Consider the following 22,923-nt stretch of genomic DNA (forward strand, 5'->3'; position numbering starts at 1 on the left):
TTGAACGCGGTTCCCGCCCATCAGATCCTCGACTTCTTCCGCGACGGCTTCGAGCACACGGCTTGGCGCCTGGAGACTCGCCGCTCGTACGCCGCCGACGAGGCCACGGAGGAGTACCAGCGGTTCCTCACAGGGATCAACCCGCCGCGAGATGAGGGTCCGTGGTTCATGAATGCGCGCCAGCAGACCGCCGCCGGTAAACGGATCGAGCGCGTACGCCTGGTCGACGAGCCCGTCACCGACGGGCAGCGGTACCTCCTGGCCACGACACCCGACAACCTGGCCGCAGGCGAGGACATCCGGTACATGTCCAGGAGCCAGGCCGAAGCGCTCGGCCTGCCGACCTTCGACTTCTGGCTGTTCGACTCCCGAGTCCTCGCTCGCTTCAACTGGGAAGACGCCGAACGGCGCATGAAGTTGAGCACCGCCCCCGAAGACGTCGTACGGGCCTGCCAGGCGCGAGACGCGGCATGGCATCACGCCGCCAGGTACGAGGAGTTCACCGCGCGGGTACGTTCCCCAGTGTGAGCACTGATTACCAGCAGGCCAGGGTCCTCCTCGGGGCGCGGCTGCGCGAGTTGCGCACCGAGGCAGGGCTCACGGTACGCGGGCTGGCCGCAACATGCGGCTGGGCGCCGTCGAAGGTGAGCAAGCTGGAGAACGGCAAGCAGACTGCGGCGGTCGCAGACCTGGACGCATGGGCGATCGGCATCGGTCGGCCGGAGACAGCCACCGAGCTGAAGGGGCGCCTCGCCGGTCTCGAATCGACGTACCGTTCCTGGCGTCGGCAGCTCGCCGGCGGACACCGCGCGGTCCAGGACGCACTCGGTGCCCAGCACGAACGGACCACGGTGCTCCGAGGCATCTCCGCATCCGTCGTCCCCGGGATCTTCCAGACTCCGGAGTACGCGCGTGCCGTACTGTCCGGCTACGCCGAACTGCACGGCGCCGTCCGGGACGTGGAGGACGGAGTGGCGTCCAGGATGAGGCGTCAGGAGGGCCTGTACGCCCGTGAGAAGCGGTACAAGGTGCTGCTGTGGGAGTCGGCGCTGCACGTTCGTATCTGCCGGCCGATGGTCCTTGCCGAGCAGTTGGACAGGCTGATGTCCGTCAACGGACTGTCCACCGTAGAACTCGGTGTCATCCCGCTCGGCGCGGACGTGCGGCTCGCGGCAGGCGATGACTTCTGGATCCACGATGACCGATTGGTCATCGCCGAGTCGTGGCACGCCGAGATGTGGCTCGACTCCCCGGAAGACATCGCCCTGTACCGGAAGGTCTGGGACGCACTCGCCTCCGGCGCCGTCACCGGGCGGGACGCGCACCGGATAATCGCCCGCGCACGGGCCGCTCTGACTGCCGTTTGAGCAACACCCGGCAACACCGACCAGCGCGTGAGAAACATCGCGAAACACGCGAGATTCTGAGAAACAGTCAGCCGTACGGTCCTCAGCATGGCTACCGAGACCAGCCCCACCACCACTGCTGAGCCTGCCTCCGTGCCCTACCGCCGGGGCGAGGACTGGCCCGTGTCCTTTCTGGAGCCCCTGGCTCTGACCGCCGACGAGGAGCGCGCCCTGTCCGCCGGCCTGGCAGTGCTGTTTTCGAGCCGGCGCGGCGGCTCGCAGTGACCGCGGGGGCGCGCACGCAGGCGCTCGCCGAGCTATCGCGTGTCGAGTCCCTGACGGATCGGCAGCAGCGCGGCGCGGACTGCGTGTTCTGTCGCCGCGAGCTGGTCACGGGGCACGTGATCGATCTGAGGCCCCGCCCGCTGGGCACGCACGGCGTCAAGGCCCGCTGGTTCCCGCGTGCCTGCAAGCCGCGGTGCGCGTAGCGCCCCTGCTGGGTGTACGCGCTCCCACTGGTCCCCGCCCCGGTCGCTCATTCCCTGGCAGGACAGCGCTCGGGGCGGGTTCATGCACCACCCATCGAGAGAAGGGCATGGCACATGGCCACGACGGTACAGCGCCGCGCGATCGTCCGAGGCGGCGAGGACAACACCGACATCGAGGACGGCGACGGCGGCGGCTCCAACCCGAGCAGTGGCTGCGGCGACGACCACGGGTAACAGCACGCGGATGGTCCGCCCCGCAAGAACGGGACGGGCCATCCGTCAAGAAGAGAACAGAGACCATGACGAGAATCGTGACCGGATCCGGACGGGTCACCGTGCTGCCGCTGCTGCACACATGGCCGGACCGGTACGGCGTCCTCGCCTACACCACGAGCGGCGCGTTCGGCGACACCGCGATCGTCGGCTACGTCCCGATCGTCGGCATCCCCGACATGCCCCTGATGGACATCGCCTCACGGCACCAGCCGGCACGGCTGTACGGCTCCGCCGGCGGCACCGGCTTCGCCGAGGCGTGCTGGCTCATGTGCGTGGGCTGGAGCGGACGCCTCATCCGCAAGCCCGGCACCCTTGAACTGGCCGACGTGGCATGGTCGCTGGAGGTCGACGGCACCACCAATCTCTTCAAGACGATGTACGGGCACGAACAGCTGCACGTCGGCCGCATCACCCTGGCCGACCCCGAACTGATGGCACAGGCCCGCACCGTGGTGTCGCGGCTGACGGGGTGACAGCGCGGCCGTGCGGCGAGGAGCCCGTCCGCGCGTAGAGCCGCCGTTGGGCGCACCAGCGATCACCAGGGATAAGGACTGGTGCGCTCACGTGCCGAGGCCCAGGATGATCCCCATGCCTGAATCCACATCCACCGCCTTCCACGACCTGGCGGCGTTCATCGCGCTGCCACGCGTCTCCTCGCTGGCCCTGTCTCCCGACGGAACCCGTCTGGTGACCGTGGTCCAGGAACTCTCCGCCGACGGCACCCGGTTCATCGGCGCACTCTGGGACGTCGACCCGTCCGGTGAACGTCCGGCCCGGCGTCTCACCCGCTCCGGGCGCGGTGAGTCCGCGCCCGCGTTCCAGCCGGACGGGACCCTGCTGTTCCTCTCCGCCCGGCCCGTCGCCGATCCCGGTGAGTCCGACGACGACAAGCGGGAAGCGGCGCTCTGGAGCCTGCCCGCGGGCGGCGGCGAGGCAGCGCGACTGCTGGCCAGGCCCGGTGGGATCGACGAGTACGTGACCGCCGCCGGGGCGTCCCGGATCGGCCTGGTGGCCTCCCGGCTGACCGGAGCGACCGACACCGAGCAGGACGAGCGGCTGCGCGAGGCCCGGCAGAAGGCCAAGGTGTCGGCGATCCTGCACGAGTCGGCGCCGGTACGCAGGTGGGACCACGACCTCGGTCCGGGCGTCCCGCGTGTGTTCACCGTGCCGGACCCCACCGCCGGGCCGTCCGCCGAGCCGGTGGACTGCGGGGAACGCCGGCTCGACGCCTACCAGGGGATCGCGCTCTCCCCCGACGGCTCGCTGATCGCCTACGGAGCGGCTGTCGGCACGCGACCCGACACGATCCGCTCGGCGGTCGTCGTGGCCGACGCCGCGACAGGCAAGCGGCTGCGGGTACTTGAGTCCCCGGACGCCGAGTTCGGCGCGCCCGCCTTCACCCCGGACGGCCGGTCCCTGGTCTGCACCCGCGCGCGGCGGACCACCTGGGAGGCTCCCGCCGACGTCACGCTGTGGCTGGTGGACGACATCACCGACGAGCAGGACGCGGGGCGCGATCTGCTGCCCGATCTCGACCTGTGGCCGGGCGCCGCCGTCGTCTCCCCGGTGCCCGGCGACGACGGCACGCCGGTGGTCTACTTCACCGCCGACCGGGTCGGGCACGCGCCGGTCTTCCGACTCGCCACCGGCAGCGGCGAGTTGGTGGCGCTCACCGCCTCCGGCGCGTACTCCGACGTGGTCGTGGCTCCGGACGGCCGCAGCGTGTACGCGCTGCGCTCGGCCGTGGACAGCCCGCCGGCTCCCGTACGCCTCGACGCCGGGGCACCCGACCAGCAGCCGGCGCCGCTGCCGTGCCCCGGACAGGTGGGCGCGCTGCCCGGCAGCCTCACCGAGGTGCGTACCACCGCCGAGGACGGGACCGCGCTGCGCGCCTGGCTCGTGCTGCCGCCGGGCGCCGAATCCGCCGCCCCCGCGCCCCTGTTGCTGTGGGTGCACGGTGGCCCGGAGACCAGCTGGAACGCCTGGCACTGGCGGTGGAACCCCTGGGTGGCGGCCGCCGCCGGTTACGCCGTACTGCTGCCGGACCCGGCGCTGTCGACCGGCTACGGGCAGCGGATGCACGAGCGCGGCTGGGCGCACTGGGGCGGCGCGCCGTACGAGGACCTGATGGCGCTGACCGACACCGCCCTGCTGCGCGGCGACCTCGACGCCGGGCGTACGGCGATGATGGGCGGCTCCTACGGGGGCTACATGGCCAACTGGATGGCCACCCATACCGACCGCTTCAAGGCGATCGTCTCCCACGCGGGCCTGTGGAACATGTACAGCTTCGCGGGGGTCACCGACTTCCCGTCCTACTGGATGCGGCGGCAGGGCGACCCGCTGGAGCGCACCGAGCGGTACGAGCGCGAGTCCCCGCATCCGGGGGCCGCGAAGATCAGCACGCCGATGCTGGTGATCCACGGCGACAAGGACTACCGGGTACCGATCGGCGAGGCCCTGGCGCTCTGGAACGACCTGGCGCGGTTCGAGGTCCCTGCGAAGTTCCTGTACTTCCCCGACGAGGGGCACTGGATCGTCAAGCCGAACAATGTCCAGCTCTGGTACAGCACGGTGCTGAACTTCCTGGCGCATCATGTGCTCGACGAGCCGTGGGAGCGACCGGAGTTGGTCTGACGGGCCGGCGGGTGGCGGCGGGACTCCCCGAACGGCCTCCGGAACTCGATAAATAGACTTGCCCCATGAGTTTCCTCCGGCCGGAATCCGCCGCCTCCCACACCCCCCACGATCCCCACCTGACCGCGCTCACCGTCGAACAGGCCAACCGGTTAAGGGAGTTGGTACGGGAGTACCACGCCCGGCACGGGAACTCCGTCACGGTCGACGGCGACACGGTGCACTCGGCCAGGGGCACCCAGGCGCTGTACAACGTCGCCGAGCTGTGCCGGCGCGCCGAGCCGGACGCCTGGGCGGGGATCGTGGAGCACCACTTCAACGCCCTTGACATCGCGACGCGTTCAGCCGAGTCGGGCGCCGGCCCCGGCAGCGCGGTGGGAGCCGAGGACATACGCGGGAGCGTGTATCTGCGGCTCGTGCCCGACGACGCCTTCCCCGCCGAGGCCCTGTCGTCGTTCAGCTACGCACGGCATGTGGCGACCGGGCTGCTCGAAGTGCTCGCGCTGGACCTGCCCGATTCGGTGCGGCTACTGGGCGACCAGGACGTCGCGGGCGCGGGACTTGAGGAACTGCGCGCGGCCGGGCGCGCCAATCTGGTCGATGAGCCCGTCGACTACGACGTCACACGGACGGACAGCGGCGCGATCCAGCATCTCGTGTCCGGCGGTTCGATGTTCGTCGCGAGCAAGGCTCTGGTCCTGGACGATGTGGCACGGTCCCTGACCGGACGCGAACTCCCCGACGAGGGAGCCCTGTTCACCGTACCCAGCAGGCACTTCCTGGTCTTCCACCCGCTGGAGGACGCGAACGCGGTCGGTGCGATCAACGATCTCGCCGCGTTCGGGCTCGGCGCGCACCAGGACAATCCCGGGCCGCTCTCGCCCCGGATCTACTGGTGGCACAAGGGCGTTGTCACCTGTCTGACGGAGATCGACGACGCGACGATGTCTTTCTCCGTCGTCCCGCCGGACGAGCTGATGACGATCCTGCGCCGCCTCAACGGCGCGGGCTGACGGGCGGGCGCCGCAGGCCCTACGCGCCGCTGAGCGACAGCTTCGCGGCGAAGCCCAGGAACAGCGCGCCGACCGCCGAGGTCGCCGCCGCCGAGAGGCGCTTGCGGCGGCGGAAGGCCGTGGCGAGCCAGGTGCCGCCGAAGATCAGGGCCGTGAGGTAGAGGAGGCTGACGACCTGCGCTATCGCGCCGAGCACCAGGAACGACAGGGCGGGATAAGCGTAGGTCGGGTCGACGAACTGCACGAAGAAGGAGATGAAGAAGAGGATCGCCTTCGGGTTGAACAGACAGATCACGAAGGCGCGCCGGAACGGCCGCTCGTCCTCGGCCGGGCCTTCGGTGCCCGCGGGGCCCGCCTCGGCGGCCACCACCGGCTCGTCGTCCGGCACGCTCTCGTGGCGCGCGCGCCACATCGACCAGGCCGCGCGCATCATGCCGACGGCCAGATAGGTCAGATAGCCGGCGCCCGCGTACTTCACGACGGAGAAGGCCAGTTCGTTGGCCTGGAGCAGCGAGGCGACGCCCGCCGCCGAAAGCACCATCAGCACGGTGTCACCGCAGAAGACACCGGCGGCGCCCCGGTAGCCCGCGCGTACGCCCCGTCGGGCGGCCAGCGAGAGCACGTAGATCGAGTTCGGCCCCGGCAACAGAATGATCATGATGACGCCGACGAGATAGGTCGGCAGCTCTATCGCACCCAGCATGCGGCGGAGTATGGCACGCGCCGCCGAGCGCCGACGAGACGTTTCCATCCCTCGGACCGGGGGCCGCGGGGTCGTCGTCGGCGGCGCGCGTCAGAACGTGTCCGTCGGCACGTACGCCCCCCACACCTCCCGCAGCGCGTCGCACACCTCCCCCACCGTCGCCCGCGCCTTGAGCGCGCGCTTCATCGGGTACAGCACGTTGTCCGTACTCCCCGCCGCCGCCCGCCGCAGCTCCGCCAGCGCCGCGTCCACCTCGTCCTGGTCGCGCTCCGCGCGCAACGCCGCCAGCCGGGCCGCCTGCCGGGCCTCGATCGCCGGGTCGACGCGCAGCGGCTCGTACGGCTCCTCCTCGTCCAGCCGGAAGCGGTTGACGCCGACCACGACGCGCTCCCCGCTGTCCGTCTCGCGCGCGACGGCGTACGCGCTCCGCTCGATCTCGCCCTTCTGGAAGCCGCGCTCGATCGCCTCGACGGCGCCGCCCAGGTCCTCGACGCGGGTCATCAGCGCCAGCACCGCCGCCTCAAGGTCGTCGGTCATCCTCTCGACGGCGTACGACCCTGCGAACGGGTCGACGGTCGCGGTGACATCGGTCTCGTACGCCAGCACCTGCTGCGTACGCAGCGCGAGGCGCGCCGACTTGTCCGTGGGGAGCGCGAGTGCCTCGTCGAAGGAGTTGGTGTGCAGCGACTGCGTACCGCCGAGGACGGCGGCCAGCCCCTGCACCGCCACCCGTACGAGGTTTACCTCGGGCTGTTGCGCGGTGAGCTGCACTCCCGCCGTCTGGGTGTGGAAGCGGAGCATCAGGGACTTGGGATTGCGCGCGCCGAATTCCTCGCGCATGACCGTGGCCCAAATACGGCGCGCGGCACGGAATTTGGCCACTTCTTCGAGAACTGTCGTACGCGCGACGAAGAAGAAGGACAGTCTCGGCGCGAAGTCGTCCACCTCCATTCCGGCGGAGATCGCGGTGCGGACGTATTCGATGCCGTCCGCCAGGGTGAACGCGATCTCTTGCGCGGGCGTCGCTCCCGCCTCGGCCATGTGATAGCCGGAGATCGAGATCGTGTTCCAGCGGGGAATCTCCGTACGGCAGTACTGGAAAATGTCCGCGATCAGTCGCAGTGACGGTTTCGGCGGGAAAATGTAAGTACCGCGCGCGATGTACTCCTTGAGTACGTCGTTCTGCACCGTGCCCGTCAGCGCGGTGGCCGGTACGCCCTGCTCCTCGGCGACGAGTTGGTAGAGCAGCAGCAGAAGCGCGGCCGGTGCGTTGATCGTCATCGACGTGGAGACCTGGTCCAGCGGGATGCCGTCGAAGAGGATCCGCATGTCGTCGACGGAGTCGATGGCGACCCCGACCTTGCCGACCTCGCCGCTCGCGATCGGCGCGTCGCTGTCGTGCCCCATCTGGGTCGGCAGGTCGAACGCGACGGAGAGCCCGGTCGTGCCGTGGCCGATCAGCTGCCGGTAGCGGGCGTTGGACTCGGCGGCGGTGCCGAACCCCGCGTACTGGCGCATGGTCCACGGCCGGCCCGTGTACATCGAGGGGTAGACGCCTCGGGTGTACGGGTACGAGCCCGGCTCGCCGAGCCGCTCGGCCGGGTCCCAGCCGGTCAGCGCTTCGGGGCCGTAGACCGGCTCGACCGGCACACCGCTCTCCGTGCGCCGCGTCGCTTCCTCGTCACCGGGCTGGTACGCCATTCGCTCCGCCTCCGTCGCTCACCGTGTCAGCGCGTCCATCATGGGGGCGCCGCCGTCGGGGAGATATGACCGTCCGGGAGTGTCGGCGCACTTGTGCCCGCGTCTCGGCTGCTGACTGAGCTTGCTCCCTGCTTGCTCCTTGCCTGCTCCTTGCTTGCTCCTTCCGGCTTCGGGTTTGGCGTTTCCGGATTCGCGTGGTTGCGCGCGGCGGTGTCCGTCAGGAAGGCTCTCCGGTCGGGACGCGCTTTCCTTCTCCGCGGCCGGAGCAAGAATTCGGACGCGGTTAAGTTTTTACGCGAAGACAGCGTCGTCCGGGCAACCGGAACGGGCTCTCAGCTGTCTCAAGAGATGCGTGCCGTCCCGGACGGCCCATGGATTCTTGATCATTTCGGTTACTCGCCATCGGACAGCTCAGTGGCAGACAGGGGGACGAAGTTGCCCAGTACATCAACGCGCACGGGGACGCGACGGACGCGACGCCCGCGTACGGCCACGCTCCGCGTCGCGCTCGCCACCGGAGCCGTACTCGCCGTCACCGTCGGCTGTTCGGCGCAGGTGGTGACCGACCCGGCGGGCGCCGCCGACGACAAGCCGGGCGGCGGCACCGGTACCGGCGTGCGGATCGAACCGACGGAGCCCGCGTCGAGCAGCCCGTCCGCCGAACCGGCAGCCGCGTCGAAGCCGCCGGCCACGCCGGCCGCGAAGCCGTCGAAGAGCGCGAGCGAGAAGCCCGCGCCGCCGAAGCCGAAGACCGTCATGGCGAGCGGCGCCGAGGGCGACCAGGTCCGTGAACTCCAGGCCAGACTCCGGCAGATCGCCCACTTCAACCGGGCGCCCACCGGCTACTACGGCTCCGTCACCGCCACGGCCGTCTCGTCTTTCCAGGCCAAGCGCGGGCTGCCGCAAACCGGCACGACGGACACTGTCACCTGGCAGAAGCTGCTCGGCATGACGAAGAAGCCGACCGCGGCCGAACTGCGCCCGCCGGCCGCCGTGAAGCCGGCGCCGAAGCCGGATCCGCGGTGCATGACGGGCCGGGTGCTGTGCATCAGCAAGAACAGCCGGTCGCTGTCCTGGATGATCGACGGCAAGGTGCTGTCGACGATGGACGTCCGGTTCGGCTCGCAGTACACGCCGACCCGCGAGGGCACGTTCAAGGTCGGGTGGAAGTCCCGGGACCATGTCTCGACGCTGTACGACACCCCGATGCCGTACGCGATGTTCTTCAGCGGCGGGCAGGCGGTGCACTACTCGGCGGACTTCGCGGCGCGGGGTTACAGCGGCGCGTCGCACGGCTGCGTCAATGTGCGGGACAAGAAGAAGATCGCGGCGCTGTTCGACGAGGTGCGGACCGGCGACAAGGTCGTCGTCTACAAGTAGCGGTTGAGAGGCGCGGGCGGGACCGGGGGAACGTATCCCGCCCGCGCCAATTGTGCGTCGAGCCGAAGGTACGGGGGGAACCCCGGCTCAGACGCGGCCGATGACCAGTCGGCTCACTCTCTACTGCGCCACAGCGCGAAAAAACGTCACACTCGGGTCTGAGGAGCCGATCCTGGCCGAAAATCGCGCCTCGGCGACTACGACTCGGAGGGGGCGGGGCTCGTTTCGGAGCTCGCTTCGGGGCTCGTTTCGGAGCCCGGCGACGCGGGGAGTTGGGGCGGCAGGCTCGACGCGTCGGCCTCATCGGACTCCGGCGGGTACATCCCGATCGTCTCGCCGTACTCCCCGCCCGTCTCGCTGGGCGTACCGCCCTCGACGGGACCCTCGATCGGACCGCTGCTCTGCGGCCCGTCGACGCCGCCGCCCCCGGAGCTGCCACCGGAACTGCCGCCGGAGCCGCCTCCGTTGCTTCCTCCGCCGTTGCTGCTACCGCCACTGCCCCCGCTGCTGCCGCCGGTTCCCTGAGCGCCGTCGTGCCGGAGGTCGCCGCTCAGCAGCTGGTTGCACAGGCGGTTCACACCCTGCGGACCCTTGGCCGCGTCCTCCAGCAGCTTCCGCTTTCCGGCGGAGATCGTGCCGTTCCGGTACTCCTGGCACGCCTGGACGAGCTTGGCGTACCACTTCTCGCCGCCGCCCTTCTTCCAGCCGTTGCCCGTGCCCTGGCTCTTCCTGCCCTTGTCCACCGGGTCGCCGGTCATCGCGTCGGACGAGGCACCGGGCGAGTCCGAGTCCCTACCGGCCCCCGGATCGGATGAGAGGGGCGGGGTGTTGAGGCTGCTGCTGGGCGATTCCGACACCAGCGGAGCCGGTGTCAGGGCGTCCGAGATGCTGTTCGACGGCTGCGGCGGGCTCTCCCCCGCCGACGGCGCGTAGAGAAAACCGGCTCCGGCGGCCACACCGCTGAGCGCGCATCCGGCCATGGCAGCGGCCATACCGAGCCGCAGCGGGCGTCCGACGCTCGGCAGGCGTATCCCACGGCGCCCGGGCGCGAGTCGTACGGTCCCGATCCCGGCGTCGTCCGCGTCCCAGCTCCGCGCCCCGGCGGATCCCGCCGCCGTCCCGACCGACTGCCGGAACGCGGCGAGGGCGGCGGCCTCACCGGGCAGTTCGGCACTGTCCGCGTACGCGACGGGCACGGCTTCCTCAAGAGCCCTGGCGAGCCGGTCGGCCTGCGCCTGGGCGTGTTCACCGGTGGTCCCGACCGGCCTGCCGCGCAGCAGAAGCTCCGCGACGCCGTGGTCGAGCCACGTCTCACGCTCGTGCGCCATCACATGTCCTTCTGCGTCCCCGGCGGCGAATGCGTCACACCGGCCGGCTCGGGTGCGCCCTGGTAACGGGCGCGCTGCGGCGGTACGGAGCCCAGCTCCACGCTCTTCACGACGCCGTTCGCCGGGGCACCGGGCGCGGCGGGCTCGTCACGATCGACGCCGTCCTCGGCGCCCAGCAGCTCGGCCAGCCGCTTCAGCCCGCGGTGCGCCGCCGTCCGTACGGCACCGGGCCGCTTGCCCAGCGTCCGCGCCGCACTCTTCGCGTCGAGCCCGACGACGACACGCAGCACGACGGCCTCGGCCTGGTCCTGCGGCAGTTGCGCGATCAACGCCATCGTCGTACCGGTGGACAGGGCCTCCATCGCCTCGTCGGCGGTGTCCGAATCGGCGGCCTTGCCGGCCAGCTCCGTCTCGTCACTGCCGGCGGCCGGGCGCCTGCCCCGCATCCGTATGTGGTCGAGGGCGCGGTTACGCGCGATCCGCGCCGTCCAGCCACGGAAGCGGTCGGCGTCGCCACTGAAGCGTTCGAGGTCGCGGGCTATCTGGAGCCAGGCCTCAGAAGCCACGTCCTCGGCATCAGGCTCGCCGACGAGCGTTCGTATGTAAGCCAACAACCGCGGGTGCACGGCGCGGTACACAGTCCGGAACGCAGTCTCGTTCCCGTCCTGTGCCGCGAGCACCGCGGCGGTGAGCTCCGCGTCGTCCCCCAGCACTCCACACAACCTGTCTTGAATTGCAGCTGGTCACTGCCACGCGCCCCCACGCGCTCCTGCACGCTACGGCCTCTGCGCTACCCAAGTCCATATTTCGTACAACCCGCAACAACCTGCTGCCCACCCCAGGTGTGACAGAAAACGCATCCACGACGCTGACATGAGTACGGGGCCGCAGAGCGTCCCCGCACGAAGACGACCGGGGCCTCTCCTGTGGGGGGTGGCGGCCCCGGTCGTCCTCTTCGTTTCCGGGTGCGAACCGCGTCCCCATGACCACTCAGTCCCCTCGGTCGCGCTCCTGCTCCAGCAGTGCGTCCAGGTCCGGGAGCCGGTCCAGGCCCCGTACCGCCTGTGTCATCCGCGCGTTGTGGGCGAAACGGTCGCGGTGGCGGTGGAGGAGGGTCCAGTAGCCGGCCGTGAAGGGGCAGGCGTCGGGGCCGACCCGGACCGACGGGGTGTAGCGGCAGGGGGCGCAGAGGTCGCTCATGCGGTTGATGTAGGCGCCGCCGGATGTGTAGGGCTTGGTGGTCATGCGGCCGCCGTCCGCGTACTGGGACATGCCCACCACGTTGGGGACCATCACCCAGTCGTAGCCGTCGACGAAGCTGCGGTGGAACCAGTCGGTGACCGCCCGGGGCTCCCAGCCGCGTTGCAGGGCGAAACTGCCGAGGATCATCAGGCGGGGGATGTGGTGTGTCCAGCCCGTCGCGCCGACCTGTTTCAGGGTGTGGGAGAGGCAGTTCGCCTCGGTGCCGTCCGGCGAGAGCTGGGTGAAGTAGTTGGGCAGGGGCTCGTGATGGCCCAGGGCGTTGCTCGCGCGGTACTCCTCTTCGAAGTACCAGTAGACGTGCCAGACGAACTCCCGCCACCCGGCGATCTGCCGTACGAAACCCTCCGCGCTGTTGAGCGGCACGGCGCCCGACCGCCAGTGTTCCTCCGCCCGCTCGACGCATTCGGCGGGGTCCAGCAGGCCGAGGTTGAGCGAGGTGGAGAGCAGGCTGTGGCTCATCGTCGCGTCTTGGGAGAGAACCGCGTCCTCGTACGAGCCGAACGTGGCGAGCCGGTGCTCCGTGAAGCGGCGAAGTGCCGCGAGTGCCTCCCGCCGGGTGGCCGGAAACCCGCGCGGCCCGTCCTCGCCGACGAACTCCACGTCCCCGTCGCGCGCCCAGCGGTCCAGGTCCGACCGGACCTCCGCGTCGATGTCGCTCTCACGCGGCCGGTAGGGCGCGGGAACGCCCAGGTCGGTGGCCCCACGGGGCGGGGGCCGCCGGTTGTCGTGGTCCAGGTTCCACCTGCCGCCGACCGGGCGGTCGCCCTCCATCAGCAGGTCGTGCGTCTGGCGGACCCACCGGTAGAAGTCCTCCTGGCGGAGGCGTTTCGTCCCGCGCTCGTCCGCCCAGGCCCTGAACTCGTCGTGCGCCACGAGAAAACCGCGCGCCGGCAGCACACGCACCGAGGGCAACGTGCCCACGAAGGCGCGCGCGGCGTGCGACGTGGGGTGGTGCACCGTGACCTCGGCGTCCCCCACCGCCTCGCGGAGCCCTTGCCGGTAGGTGTCCGCCTTGACGTACCGCACCCGGTCACCGAGCTCCGCCGCCCGGTGGCGCATCGCCGAGAGCACCAGGTGCGCCTTGGCGCGATGGAACCGCCGTCGCCGGAACACGCTCCTGGACTCGATGATCACCAGCGGCGCGTCCCGGCGGGGGCCGCCCCGCGCCGGATCGACGAAATGGGGGCCGAGCTGGTCTCCGAACAACCAGTGGGGGGTGTCTGACTTCTCCGCGGACAATTCAGCTCGTGCCGCCCGTCATCCCTAGAAGTAGTGCTTACGCCCACCAATGGTGCGTCCGGTGGCACCGAGGACCCACAGCACCGCACCGATCAGAACGAGTACGCCACCAATGGTCGTAAGGAGGGACACACCGACCAGCAGGCCGATGACAAGCAGAATGACGCCAAGAAGAATCATGGTGATCCAATCCCGAGTGCCGATGTGCGGCCACATCCACGGAGCCACCCGGTGACCCGCCGCCGCACTCTTACGGGGTGCCGGGTACCCCGCATTCCGTCACGAAACCAGGCGGGTCCGCCAACGCCCGGGGATCAGCTCCCGGACCGCGCCCGGCGTGAGACGACGGCCCGCAGCACCCGCTGGCCCTCGGTGGAGAGGTCGAGTGCCTGGCGCAGGCCCGCCGTGCCGGCGGTTTCGGCGAGGATTTCGAGGATCTGGATCTGCCGGCGCAGTTCGCCGGCGACCATCGGCCCGGCCACGAAGGGGCCGATGCCGGGTCTGCCGTCGGCGCCCTCGGCCACTCCCGTACGGCAGCGTGCCACCCAGTCGCTGTACGCGCCGCTCGCGACCGTGCCGGGGGCGCCGGCGACGCGGTCGCCGACCACGTCGAACTGCTGGTGGATCTCCAGCGCCACCACCGAGCAGCTGTCGGACCAGACGCGCAGGGGTTCCGCCGCCCACTCCGAGGGCGCGGCGGCGAGCATCTTCCGTACGAGGACGGCCGTTTCGTCGTTGGTGACGGCCGCCTCGACGGCCTCCCTGGCCGCCGCGAGGCGCGGGGCCCAGGTGGTCTCGCCGTCGGCGATGCCCGACCAGAGCGGGCGCAGCACCTCGCCCTCGTCGGCGAGGAGGGGCAGGCAGCGGTCGAGGCAGGCGACCCCGCTGGCGGCGAGGCCCCGCTCATCCGCCTGAACGATCAGTTCCATCAGGCTCATTCACGTCTCCCGTCGCGGGCAGGGTGCTGCTCATTAAAGCGCCCGGCGGCTGAAAAACGTCACTTGTGGCTCAGATGTGGCCCAGAATGCAGGTTCGGTACGTGAGGAAGACCCATCGGCGACCGTAATGTCCGTGATCGCCGACGGGTTCAACTCAGGCCACCTTGTTGGCGAGTGCCTTGAACTGCGCCCAACTGAGGTCCGGTTTCACGGGGTTCCACACCTTCTGCGAGAGCGCGGCCAGCGGCAGCCGGATCCCGGCGGCGACCTGGTCCTGCGTCTGCGCGCTCGCGATGTCGCCCCACACCGCGAACCGGGCGCCCAGGATCTGCTTCGAGTACTTCTGCGGCACCGGCTTCGTGCCGCGCAGCACGAACGGGGTCCACTGGTCGTAGATCCGCTGCCCCGTCGGGTAGACGAAGTCGTTCGGCTGGCCGAGCACGTAGTACAGGAACTCGTCGTTGAGGTTGATCACCGACCGGCCCTCGCGCAGATAGTCCAGCGGGGGCCGCGCGCCGATCTCCTTGCCGGTCCAGTAGTCGACCTGGAGATTCTGGTCGGCCTTGACGACGCCGCCGGGGAAGAAGCCGTCGTTCCAGGCGGAGACTTCCCTCTTCTTCGCCCCGACCACGGCCGCGCGGTCGTTCATCCAACCCGTCGTGAGGTCCTGCACCTTGGCGTTCGCGCCGTACTTCTTCCGCGCGGCGGCGGCCAGTTGCGGGAACGACGCCTCGGGGTCGCTGACCACGAGCGCCTGGTACTCGTCGGCGCCGATGTGCCAGTACGGACCGGGGAACAGCGTGTCGTACTCCCGCAGCAGGTCGTCCACGATCTTCGCGGCGGCGGGCTGTGAGATGTCGATGGCTCCGCGGGTGGGCTTCCCGTTCACGTTCCGGAGCTGTAGCTCGGGGTGGGGGGCCATGACCGCGCCGAGATGTCCCGGTGAGTCGATCTCGGGGACGATCTGGATGTGCAGCCGGCCGGCGAGGGCGATGATCTTCTGGACCTCGGCCTTGGTGAGGTGCTGCTGGGAGACGATCTCGGGGTGTGTGTCCGACGCGATGCGGAAGCCCTGGTCGTCGGAGAAGTGCAGGCCCAGCTGGTTGAGTTTGAGGTCGGCCATCTCGCGCAGCCGGCTCTCGATCCAGCCGGGGGTGTAGTACTTGCGCGCGATGTCGAGGTTGAGTCCGCGCTGCGGGCGGTCGGGCTGGTCTCGTACGACGCCCTCGGGTATCGCCCCGTCCGCGCGCACCGACTGCTTGAGTGTGCGGGTGCCGTAGAAGACCCCGGCCTCGTCGGGTCCGGCGATCTTGACGCGGCCGTCGCGCGCGGTGAGCGTGTACGACTCGGGGCCGGCCTGCTTGCCCGACTCCAGGGCCAGCTCGACGTCACCGGCCTTGGCCGCGACGGCGCCCCGGTAGTCGATCTTCAGCTCCTTGGCGATGAGCTTGCCCTCGTCGGCCAGCTTCTCGCTGTTCTTCGCGATGACGACGCCGCTGTTGCCGCCGGGCCGCCAGCCCGAGCCACGGGCCGCCTCGAACTGTCGTACGGAGGGCACGGTGCTCGGCGGCTTGGACAGCGCGCCGGTGGCGGTGGTCGGCGCGGCCGGCCGGGTGTCGGAGCGCGCCGACGACGCCTCGGCCGTGCCCGCCGGCGCGCTGTGGTCGGGCGGGGTGGCGTCTGGCCAGGCCAGGGCCGTGAGGGTGACGGCAGCCGCCACGACAGCGGCGCCGCCCACCAGAGTCCCCGGGGAGTTCCACCTCATGCGCGATCATCCCTTCGCATGGCGTCGGCTGGAGAGAGCTGGAGAGAGCTGAAGAAAGCTGGAGAGAGGAGGGAGACAAGCAAGGAGTGAAGTGAGGAAGGAAGTAGGGCGAACGTCCCATGTCCCCGTCGATCGCGCGAGCCGAAGGCCTCCCATCCGGGTGAAATTCGCGCATCGGTCGGGCGATGGCCACCGGCCCTCGATAGCCTTGCGAAACTTCTGTCTCGCCCTTATCTTCCTTCACTTCTGTCCGTCGTCGTGACGCCGCGTCCGAGGAGCCCACGCTGTCCAGCGATCGCCGCGCCGCTCTGACGCGCTTCAACAACGCCCCGGCGGACACCGTCGAGCACGCGCTGCTGGCCTGCTGCGCGAACCGCCGCTGGGCCCGCCGGCTCACCGACCACCGCCCGTACCCGACGGTCGACGCGCTCCTGGCCGCCGCCGACGAGGCGAGCTACGACCTGTCCCTGGCCGACCTCGCCGGCGCGCTCGCCGACGAGACGTCCGCCGACCCGCACCCCGGGGCCCCGCCCGCCGCCCGGACGGCTCTGCGGGCCGCGCACGCCGCGTACGAGAGCAGCTTCGGGCACGCGTTCGTCATCAGCCTCGACCGCTACCGCCCCGAGGAGCGGCTGAACCAGGTGCTGGCGGGCATCCGCGAGAGGCTGGCGCACGACCCCGACGAGGAGCGCGCCGTCGCCGCCGACGAACTGCGCCGGCTCGCGCGCCACCGCGTCTCGCTCCTGGTCGTGGACCCGCCGCCGGGACGCCAACCGGAACCGCCCGCTCCCCGCGTTTCGCAGGAATCGAACGACTACGGCCGTCCGGATAGCCCGTCCGTGGCCGTTTGACTGCCTGTTTGATCACACCGAAGGGCCCCCGCGCAATCGAACCGACAAAGCGTCGCTACGATGGCCAGGGCCGGTGGACCGTACCCGGCCGGGCACGACCGACACCACTGTGCTTCATCGAGTAGAAGATGGCGGCCGGCCCCTATCCCCGCTCCCGGAGGGCTTTTCCGTGCCGGCAGGAACGCTGTACCGCGGCCGGGAAGGAATGTGGTCATGGGTGGCTCATCGAGTCACCGGCGTCACCATCTTCTTCTTCCTGTTCGTCCATGTGCTGGACACCGCACTCGTCCGCGTCTCCCCCGAGGCCTACGACGACGTCGTAGCGACCTACAAGACGCCCCTCGTCGGAGTAATGGAGTACGGCCTCGTGGCCGCCGTCCTCTTCCACGCGCTCAACGGCCTGCGTGTCATCGCCGTGGACTTCTGGTCCAAGGGCCCGCGCTACCAGAAGCAGATGCTCTGGAGCGTCGTCGGTGTCTGGCTCGTCCTGATGCTGGGCGCCATCTACCCCGTGCTCGGCCACGCCGCACGCGAGATCTGGGGGAGCTGACCGATGTCCGCAGACACCACCGCGACCGGTTCCACCGCCGCGATCAGTCCCGTCGAGGGTGTGAACGTCTTCGACGTCGACCACCCCGCGCCGCTCATCGAGCCGCCGCGCAAGCGCACCGCGAAGACCCCCAAGTCGACGCGCGGCAACTTCGAGATGGCCGCCTGGCTGTTCATGCGCCTGTCCGGCGTCGTCCTCGTCGTCCTGGTCATCGGCCACCTGCTCATCCAGCTGGTGCTCGACGGCGGCGTCAGCAAGATCGGCTTCGCCTTCGTGGCCGGCCGCTGGGCGTCCCCGTTCTGGCAGGCCTGGGATCTGCTGATGCTGTGGCTGGCGATGCTGCACGGCGCCAACGGCATGCGCACGATCATCAACGACTACGCGGAGCGTGCCAACACGCGCCTGTGGCTCAAGGGCCTGCTGTACACCGCGACGGTGTTCACCATCCTTCTGGGCACGCTGGTGATCTTCACCTTCGACCCGAACATCCGCTAAAGCCGGGGCTGACGAGAGCAATGAAGATCCATAAGTACGACACCGTCATCGTCGGCGCCGGTGGCGCCGGTATGCGCGCGGCCATCGAGTCGACCAAGCGCAGCCGTACCGCCGTCCTGACGAAGCTGTATCCCACCAGGTCCCACACGGGCGCCGCGCAGGGCGGCATGGCCGCCGCGCTCGCCAACGTGGAGGAGGACAACTGGGAGTGGCACACCTTCGACACGATCAAGGGCGGCGACTACCTGGTCGACCAGGACGCCGCCGAGATCCTGGCGAAGGAGGCCATCGACGCGGTCCTGGACCTGGAGAAGATGGGTCTGCCGTTCAACAGGACGCCGGGCGGCACCATCGACCAGCGCCGGTTCGGCGGCCACTCCCGTAACCACGGCGAGGCCCCGGTCCGCCGGTCCTGCTACGCGGCGGACCGCACCGGCCACATGATCCTCCAGACGCTCTACCAGAACTGTGTCAAGGAGGGCGTGGAGTTCTTCAACGAGTTCTACGTCCTTGACCAGTTGATCGTGGAGATCGACGGCGTCAAGACGTCGGCGGGCGTCGTGGCGTACGAGCTGGCGACCGGCGAGATCCATGTCTTCCAGGCCAAGTCGGTCATCTACGCGTCCGGCGGCACCGGCAAGTTCTTCAAGGTGACGTCCAACGCGCACACGCTGACCGGTGACGGTCAGGCGGCGTGCTACCGGCGCGGACTGCCGCTGGAGGACATGGAGTTCTTCCAGTTCCATCCCACGGGCATCTGGCGCATGGGCATCCTCCTTACGGAGGGCGCCCGCGGTGAGGGCGGCATCCTCCGTAACAAGGACGGTGAGCGCTTCATGGAGAAGTACGCGCCCGTCATGAAGGACCTCGCCTCGCGCGACGTCGTCTCGCGGTCCATCTACACCGAGATCCGCGAGGGCCGCGGCTGCGGTCCCGAGGGCGACCACGTCTACCTCGACCTGACGCACCTGCCGCCGGAGCAGCTGGACGCCAAGCTCCCGGACATCACCGAGTTCGCGCGTACGTACCTGGGCATCGAGCCGTACACGGACCCGATCCCGATCCAGCCCACCGCGCACTACGCGATGGGCGGCATCCCGACCAACGTCCAGGGCGAGGTCCTGCGGGACAACACCACGGTCGTGCCGGGGCTGTACGCGGCCGGCGAGGTCGCGTGCGTGTCGGTGCACGGCGCCAACCGGCTCGGCACCAACTCGCTGCTCGACATCAACGTCTTCGGCAAGCGCTCCGGGATCGCCGCCGCCGAGTACGCGGCCAAGCACGACCACGTCGAACTCCCCGAGAACCCGGCGGAGCTGGTCGAGGCACAGGTCGAGCGGCTGCGCTCGTCGACGGGCCACGAGCGGGTGGCGGACATCCGCCGCGAGCTCCAGGAGACCATGGACGCGAACGTCATGGTCTTCCGTACCGAGCAGACGATCAAGACGGCCGTCGAGAAGATCGGCGAGCTGCGCGACCGCTATCTGCGCGTGTCCATCCAGGACAAGGGCCGGCGCTTCAACACGGATCTGCTGGAGGCCGTCGAGCTGGGCAACCTGCTCGACCTGGCCGAGGTGATGGCCGTGTCGGCGCTCGCCCGCAAGGAGTCGCGCGGCGGTCACTACCGCGAGGACTTCCCCAACCGGGACGACGTGAACTTCATGCGCCACACCATGGCGTACCGCGAGGTCGGCGACGACGGCACGGAGTCCATCCGTCTCGACTACAAGCCGGTCGTCCAGACCCGCTACCAGCCGATGGAGCGTAAGTACTGATGGCAACTCCCCTACTGGACAAGGTCGAGGCCGAATCCGCCGCGTCGCCGTACATCACGATCACGCTGCGGGTCCGCCGCTTCGACCCGGAGATCTCGGACGAGTCCCGCTGGGAGGACTTCTCGATCGAGATCGACCCGAAGGAGCGCGTGCTCGACGCCCTTCACAAGATCAAGTGGGACGTCGACGGCTCGCTGACCTTCCGGCGTTCCTGCGCGCACGGGATCTGCGGCTCGGACGCGATGCGGATCAACGGCAAGAACCGTCTCGCGTGCAAGACGCTGATCAAGGACATCACGTCCTTCGACAAGAAGACGGGCGTCGCGAAGCCGATCACGGTCGAGGCCATCAAGGGGCTCACGGTCCTCAAGGACCTGGTCGTGGACATGGAGCCGTTCTTCCAGGCGTACCGCGACGTGATGCCGTTCCTGGTCACCACCGGGAACGAACCGACGCGTGAGCGGCTTCAGTCGGCGGAGGACCGCGAGCGGTTCGACGACACCACGAAGTGCATCCTGTGCGCGGCGTGCACGTCGTCGTGCCCGGTGTTCTGGAACGACGGGCAGTACTTCGGCCCGGCGGCGATCGTCAACGCGCACCGGTTCATCTTCGACTCGCGTGACGAGGCCGGCGAGCAGCGGCTGGAGATCCTCAACGACAAGGACGGCGTGTGGCGTTGCCGTACGACGTTCAACTGCACGGACGCCTGCCCGCGCGGTATCGAGGTCACCAAGGCGATCCAGGAAGTGAAGCGCGCGCTGATCACGCGGCGTTTCTGAGCCCGGGAAGCCCACCACCGGCGCGGTGAGGGCCCGTTTCCGTACAAAGCCGTAACGGCCCGTACGGGGCGGGCCCTTTCTGTGCCAGGATTCAGACAGACCGAGTAGAGCAGCAGGGAAGCGGGGAAGACATGAGCCAGGCGAATCCGAACCCGGGTCCGGACGGTGGCGACGGGGCGTACGGATGGGGCCCCACGCAGCCGGGCTACGGCTACCCGAACCCGGCGCCGGGGTACGGCTATCCCAACCAGGGCGGTCCGAGCTACGACCCGACGATGGCCGCCGGTCTGCCCATTCCCGCTGCCTCCGGCGGCGGCGCCCCGCTGGTGTCGATCGGCGACATCACCGTCATGAACCACGGGATCGTGACGCCGTCCGGCACGCTGCCGATCCAGGGCGCGGTGTGGAACGCGACGGACATGTCGCGTACGGAGGAGAAGATCCCCGCGCACGCCATCGTCCTGGCGGTCATCTTCTTCATCTTCTGTCTGCTCGGTCTGCTCTTCCTCCTTATGAAGGAGCGCAAGACCACCGGCTTCATCCAGGTGATGGTGACCAGCGGCGGCAAGCACCACTCGACGATGATCCCCGCGACCGGCCCGGAGAGCTTCCAGGTCGTCATGGGGCAGATCGCCTACGCCCGTTCGCTCAGCTCCATGTGACGGCGGAGAGCGCGGCGCCTTCGGGCCAGACGGTCATCGCGCGCCTGCGGTAGCCGCCCTGCCGCGCTGTCCCCGCTCCCTCCGCCGGCTCCTCCGCTTCCTGCTCCAGTGAGAACGTGACGGCCTGGCCCACGACCGGCTCGACGTAGTCGTCACCGGCGACGGCCGAGAAGTGCGCCCATACGTCCTCCCGGAGGTTGGCGGCGTCCAGCACGCCCCACCCGTCCTCCTCGTGCCACGCGCGCACGCGTGCGGCCAGCGGTACGCCGAAGCGGTGGTGCAGGGCCAGGACGTCGCGTTCGTCGTCCTCGTCGATCGCGTATCCGGTGTGCGAGGCGACTTGGAAGTGGGCCGTGCCGCAGTCGACCCGGCGGCCCCGGACCCGCCCGCTGCCGGTCAGCGAGCCCACCGGGTAGGGCAGTCCGCCGGGGCCGTACACCTCGACGCCCCGTTCGTCCGTACGGGTGACGCCGAGGTCCACCGCGTGGACGTCGACCAGCCGTCCGGTGTCGTCGACGAGCACCTGGTTGTACGGTCCGTCGTCCCGCCACAGCCGGAAGCCGTTCTCGCCCATCGTCCGCGCGTAGTCGGCCAGAGCCTCGGCACGTACGACGATGTCCAGGTCCTCGTGGGGACGGGTCTGCTCGCACAGGAGGGCGTCGACGCCCCAGCCGCCGTCGAGCCAGACCTCGATACCGGCCCGGTCGAGCAGATCCAGGACGGCCAGCACATCCTCCGCACGCATCATGGGACCGACTCTTCCCGATCGGGCGAGGGACGGCATCATGTCCGCGTGGCGGAGTTCATGCCAGGTGCGATGGTGAAGCGGCCTCCTGCGGGCTGAGTGTCAGGTCGTGCACGAGCGGGTCGCGGCCGACCGTGATGCGCCGGGACCACGGCTCGTACGCCCGGGCGGTGGCGGCCAGCAGGTAGGAGCCACCGATCGGGGCGCTGAGGATGTACGAGCCGTCGGCGAGCGTCCCCACCCGGTCGAGCCGGGTGCCCGAGGGTGCGACCAGGGTCAGTACGGCGTCGGCGACGGGCATGCCCTCCTCCGTACGGACGAAGCCGTGCACGACGGTGGTGCCGGTGGACGCGTCCTCTGTAGAAGGCTCGCCGGTCGGTGGCGCGGTCACCGGTGCCACCAGGGCCGGTTGCGGGAGCCGCCTGTCCAGCCACCCCGGCAGCCACCGTGCCCATGCCTCCACGATCTGTTCCTCCGCTCATGGTCGGCTGCTTCGGACAGACCCAGAATCGTCGCCCGCACCCGCGCGGGTGGGGTCGACGGCAGGACTCTCAAGGAACTCCAAGGCAGGGCCCGCCCGTCGGGGCGGATCGCGCCCGGATACTGGAGCCATGACCACGACGGACGGGACAGACGGGACGGGCGCGACGGATGCGGCAGCGACCGTCCTGCTGGTCGAGGACGAGCCGAGCATCGCCGACGTCCTGACCATCGCCCTGCGCTACCACGGGTTCGACGTGGTGGCGGCGGGCTCGGTACGGGAGGCGGCGGAGGCGGTACGGCGCGGGCGCCCCGACGTGGCGCTGCTCGACGTGATGCTCCCGGACGGCGACGGCCGCGACATCGCGCACCAACTGAGGCTGTCCCACCCGGCGATGGCGGTGGTCTTCCTCACCGCGCGGGACGCGCCCGCCGAGATCGTCGGCGGGCTTTCGCTGGGCGACGACTACATCACCAAGCCGTTCAACGTGGACGAGGTGGTCGCCCGG

At 69.8% G+C, this 22,923-nt stretch carries 24 protein-coding genes; 14 read left to right on the plus strand and 10 right to left on the minus strand.

Annotated elements, in window-relative coordinates; all coding sequences use genetic code 11:
• From BHU15_RS24645 to BHU15_RS24670, 6 genes are all read left to right on the plus strand, one after another.
• On the plus strand, positions 1–528 hold the full coding sequence (locus BHU15_RS24645) for a DUF6879 family protein (protein WP_069629203.1): 528 nt from the start codon (positions 1–3) through the stop codon (positions 526–528).
• Entirely contained in the window at positions 525–1,367 is an 843-nt protein-coding gene (locus BHU15_RS24650; RefSeq protein ID WP_069629204.1) for a helix-turn-helix domain-containing protein, read from the plus strand. Before BHU15_RS24645 ends, BHU15_RS24650 begins: the two co-directional genes overlap by 4 nt.
• Positions 1,368–1,454: 87 nt before the next feature.
• Entirely contained in the window at positions 1,455–1,631 is a 177-nt protein-coding gene (locus BHU15_RS40345) for a hypothetical protein (protein WP_167756194.1), read from the plus strand.
• 502 nt (positions 1,632–2,133) lie between these two features.
• Positions 2,134–2,583, plus strand: coding sequence for a hypothetical protein (locus BHU15_RS24660; RefSeq protein ID WP_023539162.1), 450 nt, complete (start codon positions 2,134–2,136; stop codon positions 2,581–2,583).
• A 115-nt stretch (positions 2,584–2,698) separates the two neighbouring features.
• Entirely contained in the window at positions 2,699–4,747 is a 2,049-nt protein-coding gene (locus BHU15_RS24665; protein WP_171908438.1) for a S9 family peptidase, read from the plus strand.
• 65 nt (positions 4,748–4,812) lie between these two features.
• Entirely contained in the window at positions 4,813–5,760 is a 948-nt protein-coding gene (locus tag BHU15_RS24670; protein WP_069629207.1) for a hypothetical protein, read from the plus strand.
• A gap of 19 nt (positions 5,761–5,779) precedes the next feature.
• Here the strand turns inward: BHU15_RS24670 and leuE are convergent, their stop codons facing one another.
• Complete coding sequence (leuE, locus tag BHU15_RS24675; RefSeq protein WP_069629208.1) at positions 5,780–6,463, minus strand: leucine efflux protein LeuE; 684 nt, start codon at positions 6,461–6,463, stop codon at positions 5,780–5,782.
• A gap of 90 nt (positions 6,464–6,553) precedes the next feature.
• Positions 6,554–8,164: an acyl-CoA mutase large subunit family protein gene (locus BHU15_RS24680; RefSeq protein ID WP_069629209.1), complete on the minus strand. Its 1,611-nt coding sequence runs from the start codon at positions 8,162–8,164 to the stop codon at positions 6,554–6,556.
• Positions 8,165–8,599: 435 nt separating this feature from the next.
• On the opposite strand from BHU15_RS24680, the gene BHU15_RS38570 reads away from it, so the two are divergent.
• The gene (locus tag BHU15_RS38570) at positions 8,600–9,544 is read left to right on the plus strand and encodes a L,D-transpeptidase family protein (protein WP_255293208.1); all 945 of its coding nucleotides are present in this window, start codon (positions 8,600–8,602) and stop codon (positions 9,542–9,544) included.
• A gap of 197 nt (positions 9,545–9,741) precedes the next feature.
• Here BHU15_RS38570 and BHU15_RS24695 read toward each other — a convergent pair whose 3' ends face one another.
• The 6 genes from BHU15_RS24695 to BHU15_RS24720 form a co-directional block, all read right to left on the minus strand.
• Entirely contained in the window at positions 9,742–10,872 is a 1,131-nt protein-coding gene (locus BHU15_RS24695) for a hypothetical protein (RefSeq protein WP_069629212.1), read from the minus strand.
• On the minus strand, positions 10,872–11,585 hold the full coding sequence (locus BHU15_RS24700) for an RNA polymerase sigma factor (protein ID WP_069629213.1): 714 nt from the start codon (positions 11,583–11,585) through the stop codon (positions 10,872–10,874). Before BHU15_RS24700 ends, BHU15_RS24695 begins: the two co-directional genes overlap by 1 nt.
• Positions 11,586–11,862: 277 nt before the next feature.
• The gene (locus BHU15_RS24705; RefSeq protein ID WP_069629214.1) at positions 11,863–13,374 is read right to left on the minus strand and encodes a cryptochrome/photolyase family protein; all 1,512 of its coding nucleotides are present in this window, start codon (positions 13,372–13,374) and stop codon (positions 11,863–11,865) included.
• Positions 13,375–13,398: 24 nt separating this feature from the next.
• On the minus strand, positions 13,399–13,554 hold the full coding sequence (locus BHU15_RS40350) for a hypothetical protein (protein ID WP_167756195.1): 156 nt from the start codon (positions 13,552–13,554) through the stop codon (positions 13,399–13,401).
• A 134-nt stretch (positions 13,555–13,688) separates the two neighbouring features.
• On the minus strand, positions 13,689–14,312 hold the full coding sequence (locus tag BHU15_RS24715; RefSeq protein ID WP_069629216.1) for a hypothetical protein: 624 nt from the start codon (positions 14,310–14,312) through the stop codon (positions 13,689–13,691).
• A 154-nt stretch (positions 14,313–14,466) separates the two neighbouring features.
• Positions 14,467–16,077, minus strand: coding sequence for a beta-N-acetylhexosaminidase (locus tag BHU15_RS24720; RefSeq protein WP_069629217.1), 1,611 nt, complete (start codon positions 16,075–16,077; stop codon positions 14,467–14,469).
• 308 nt (positions 16,078–16,385) lie between these two features.
• Between BHU15_RS24720 and BHU15_RS24725 the strand changes: the two genes are divergently transcribed.
• From BHU15_RS24725 to BHU15_RS24750, 6 genes are all read left to right on the plus strand, one after another.
• Positions 16,386–16,928 carry a 2-oxo-4-hydroxy-4-carboxy-5-ureidoimidazoline decarboxylase gene (locus BHU15_RS24725; RefSeq protein ID WP_247748708.1) on the plus strand — a complete coding sequence of 181 codons (543 nt, stop codon included), beginning with the start codon at positions 16,386–16,388 and terminating at the stop codon, positions 16,926–16,928.
• Positions 16,929–17,097: 169 nt separating this feature from the next.
• Positions 17,098–17,478 (plus strand): succinate dehydrogenase, cytochrome b556 subunit, encoded by a 381-nt coding sequence (gene sdhC, locus BHU15_RS24730; RefSeq protein WP_078494216.1) that lies wholly within the window; start codon positions 17,098–17,100, stop codon positions 17,476–17,478.
• A 3-nt stretch (positions 17,479–17,481) separates the two neighbouring features.
• On the plus strand, positions 17,482–17,973 hold the full coding sequence (locus BHU15_RS24735; RefSeq protein ID WP_069629218.1) for a succinate dehydrogenase hydrophobic membrane anchor subunit: 492 nt from the start codon (positions 17,482–17,484) through the stop codon (positions 17,971–17,973).
• Positions 17,974–17,993: 20 nt separating this feature from the next.
• The gene (gene sdhA / locus BHU15_RS24740) at positions 17,994–19,748 is read left to right on the plus strand and encodes a succinate dehydrogenase flavoprotein subunit (RefSeq protein WP_023539177.1); all 1,755 of its coding nucleotides are present in this window, start codon (positions 17,994–17,996) and stop codon (positions 19,746–19,748) included.
• The gene (locus BHU15_RS24745) at positions 19,748–20,527 is read left to right on the plus strand and encodes a succinate dehydrogenase iron-sulfur subunit (RefSeq protein WP_023539178.1); all 780 of its coding nucleotides are present in this window, start codon (positions 19,748–19,750) and stop codon (positions 20,525–20,527) included. The genes sdhA and BHU15_RS24745 overlap by 1 nt, the downstream gene beginning before the upstream one ends.
• A gap of 131 nt (positions 20,528–20,658) precedes the next feature.
• Complete coding sequence (locus BHU15_RS24750; RefSeq protein ID WP_069629219.1) at positions 20,659–21,189, plus strand: hypothetical protein; 531 nt, start codon at positions 20,659–20,661, stop codon at positions 21,187–21,189.
• Here BHU15_RS24750 and BHU15_RS24755 read toward each other — a convergent pair.
• Positions 21,176–21,937 carry a nucleotidyltransferase domain-containing protein gene (locus tag BHU15_RS24755; protein WP_069629220.1) on the minus strand — a complete coding sequence of 254 codons (762 nt, stop codon included), beginning with the start codon at positions 21,935–21,937 and terminating at the stop codon, positions 21,176–21,178. The two genes, BHU15_RS24750 and BHU15_RS24755, sit on opposite strands and share 14 nt — an antisense overlap.
• Before the next feature lie 55 nt (positions 21,938–21,992).
• Positions 21,993–22,397, minus strand: coding sequence for a carboxypeptidase-like regulatory domain-containing protein (locus tag BHU15_RS24760; protein WP_069629221.1), 405 nt, complete (start codon positions 22,395–22,397; stop codon positions 21,993–21,995).
• 148 nt (positions 22,398–22,545) lie between these two features.
• Here BHU15_RS24760 and BHU15_RS24765 point away from each other — a divergent pair.
• On the plus strand, positions 22,546–22,923 hold a 378-nt coding region (locus tag BHU15_RS24765), incomplete at its 3' end, for a response regulator transcription factor (RefSeq protein ID WP_141726875.1).

The sequence above is a fragment of the Streptomyces niveus genome, assembly GCF_001723055.1.
Classification (GTDB): Bacteria; Actinomycetota; Actinomycetes; order Streptomycetales; family Streptomycetaceae; genus Streptomyces; species Streptomyces niveus.

Coding starts and splice junctions, on each gene's coding strand:
- BHU15_RS24660 (WP_023539162.1), top strand. CDS start 2,134: ATGACGAGAATCGTGACCGGATCCGGACGGGTCACCGTGCTGCCGCTG.
- BHU15_RS24670 (WP_069629207.1), top strand. CDS start 4,813: ATGAGTTTCCTCCGGCCGGAATCCGCCGCCTCCCACACCCCCCACGAT.
- leuE (WP_069629208.1), bottom strand. CDS start 6,463: ATGCTGGGTGCGATAGAGCTGCCGACCTATCTCGTCGGCGTCATCATG.
- BHU15_RS40345 (WP_167756194.1), top strand. CDS start 1,455: ATGGCTACCGAGACCAGCCCCACCACCACTGCTGAGCCTGCCTCCGTG.
- BHU15_RS24680 (WP_069629209.1), bottom strand. CDS start 8,164: ATGGCGTACCAGCCCGGTGACGAGGAAGCGACGCGGCGCACGGAGAGC.
- BHU15_RS24735 (WP_069629218.1), top strand. CDS start 17,482: ATGTCCGCAGACACCACCGCGACCGGTTCCACCGCCGCGATCAGTCCC.
- BHU15_RS24750 (WP_069629219.1), top strand. CDS start 20,659: ATGAGCCAGGCGAATCCGAACCCGGGTCCGGACGGTGGCGACGGGGCG.
- BHU15_RS24720 (WP_069629217.1), bottom strand. CDS start 16,077: ATGAGGTGGAACTCCCCGGGGACTCTGGTGGGCGGCGCCGCTGTCGTG.
- sdhA (WP_023539177.1), top strand. CDS start 17,994: ATGAAGATCCATAAGTACGACACCGTCATCGTCGGCGCCGGTGGCGCC.
- BHU15_RS24665 (WP_171908438.1), top strand. CDS start 2,699: ATGCCTGAATCCACATCCACCGCCTTCCACGACCTGGCGGCGTTCATC.
- BHU15_RS24715 (WP_069629216.1), bottom strand. CDS start 14,312: ATGAGCCTGATGGAACTGATCGTTCAGGCGGATGAGCGGGGCCTCGCC.
- BHU15_RS24745 (WP_023539178.1), top strand. CDS start 19,748: ATGGCAACTCCCCTACTGGACAAGGTCGAGGCCGAATCCGCCGCGTCG.
- BHU15_RS24755 (WP_069629220.1), bottom strand. CDS start 21,937: ATGATGCGTGCGGAGGATGTGCTGGCCGTCCTGGATCTGCTCGACCGG.
- BHU15_RS24695 (WP_069629212.1), bottom strand. CDS start 10,872: ATGGCGCACGAGCGTGAGACGTGGCTCGACCACGGCGTCGCGGAGCTT.
- BHU15_RS40350 (WP_167756195.1), bottom strand. CDS start 13,554: ATGATTCTTCTTGGCGTCATTCTGCTTGTCATCGGCCTGCTGGTCGGT.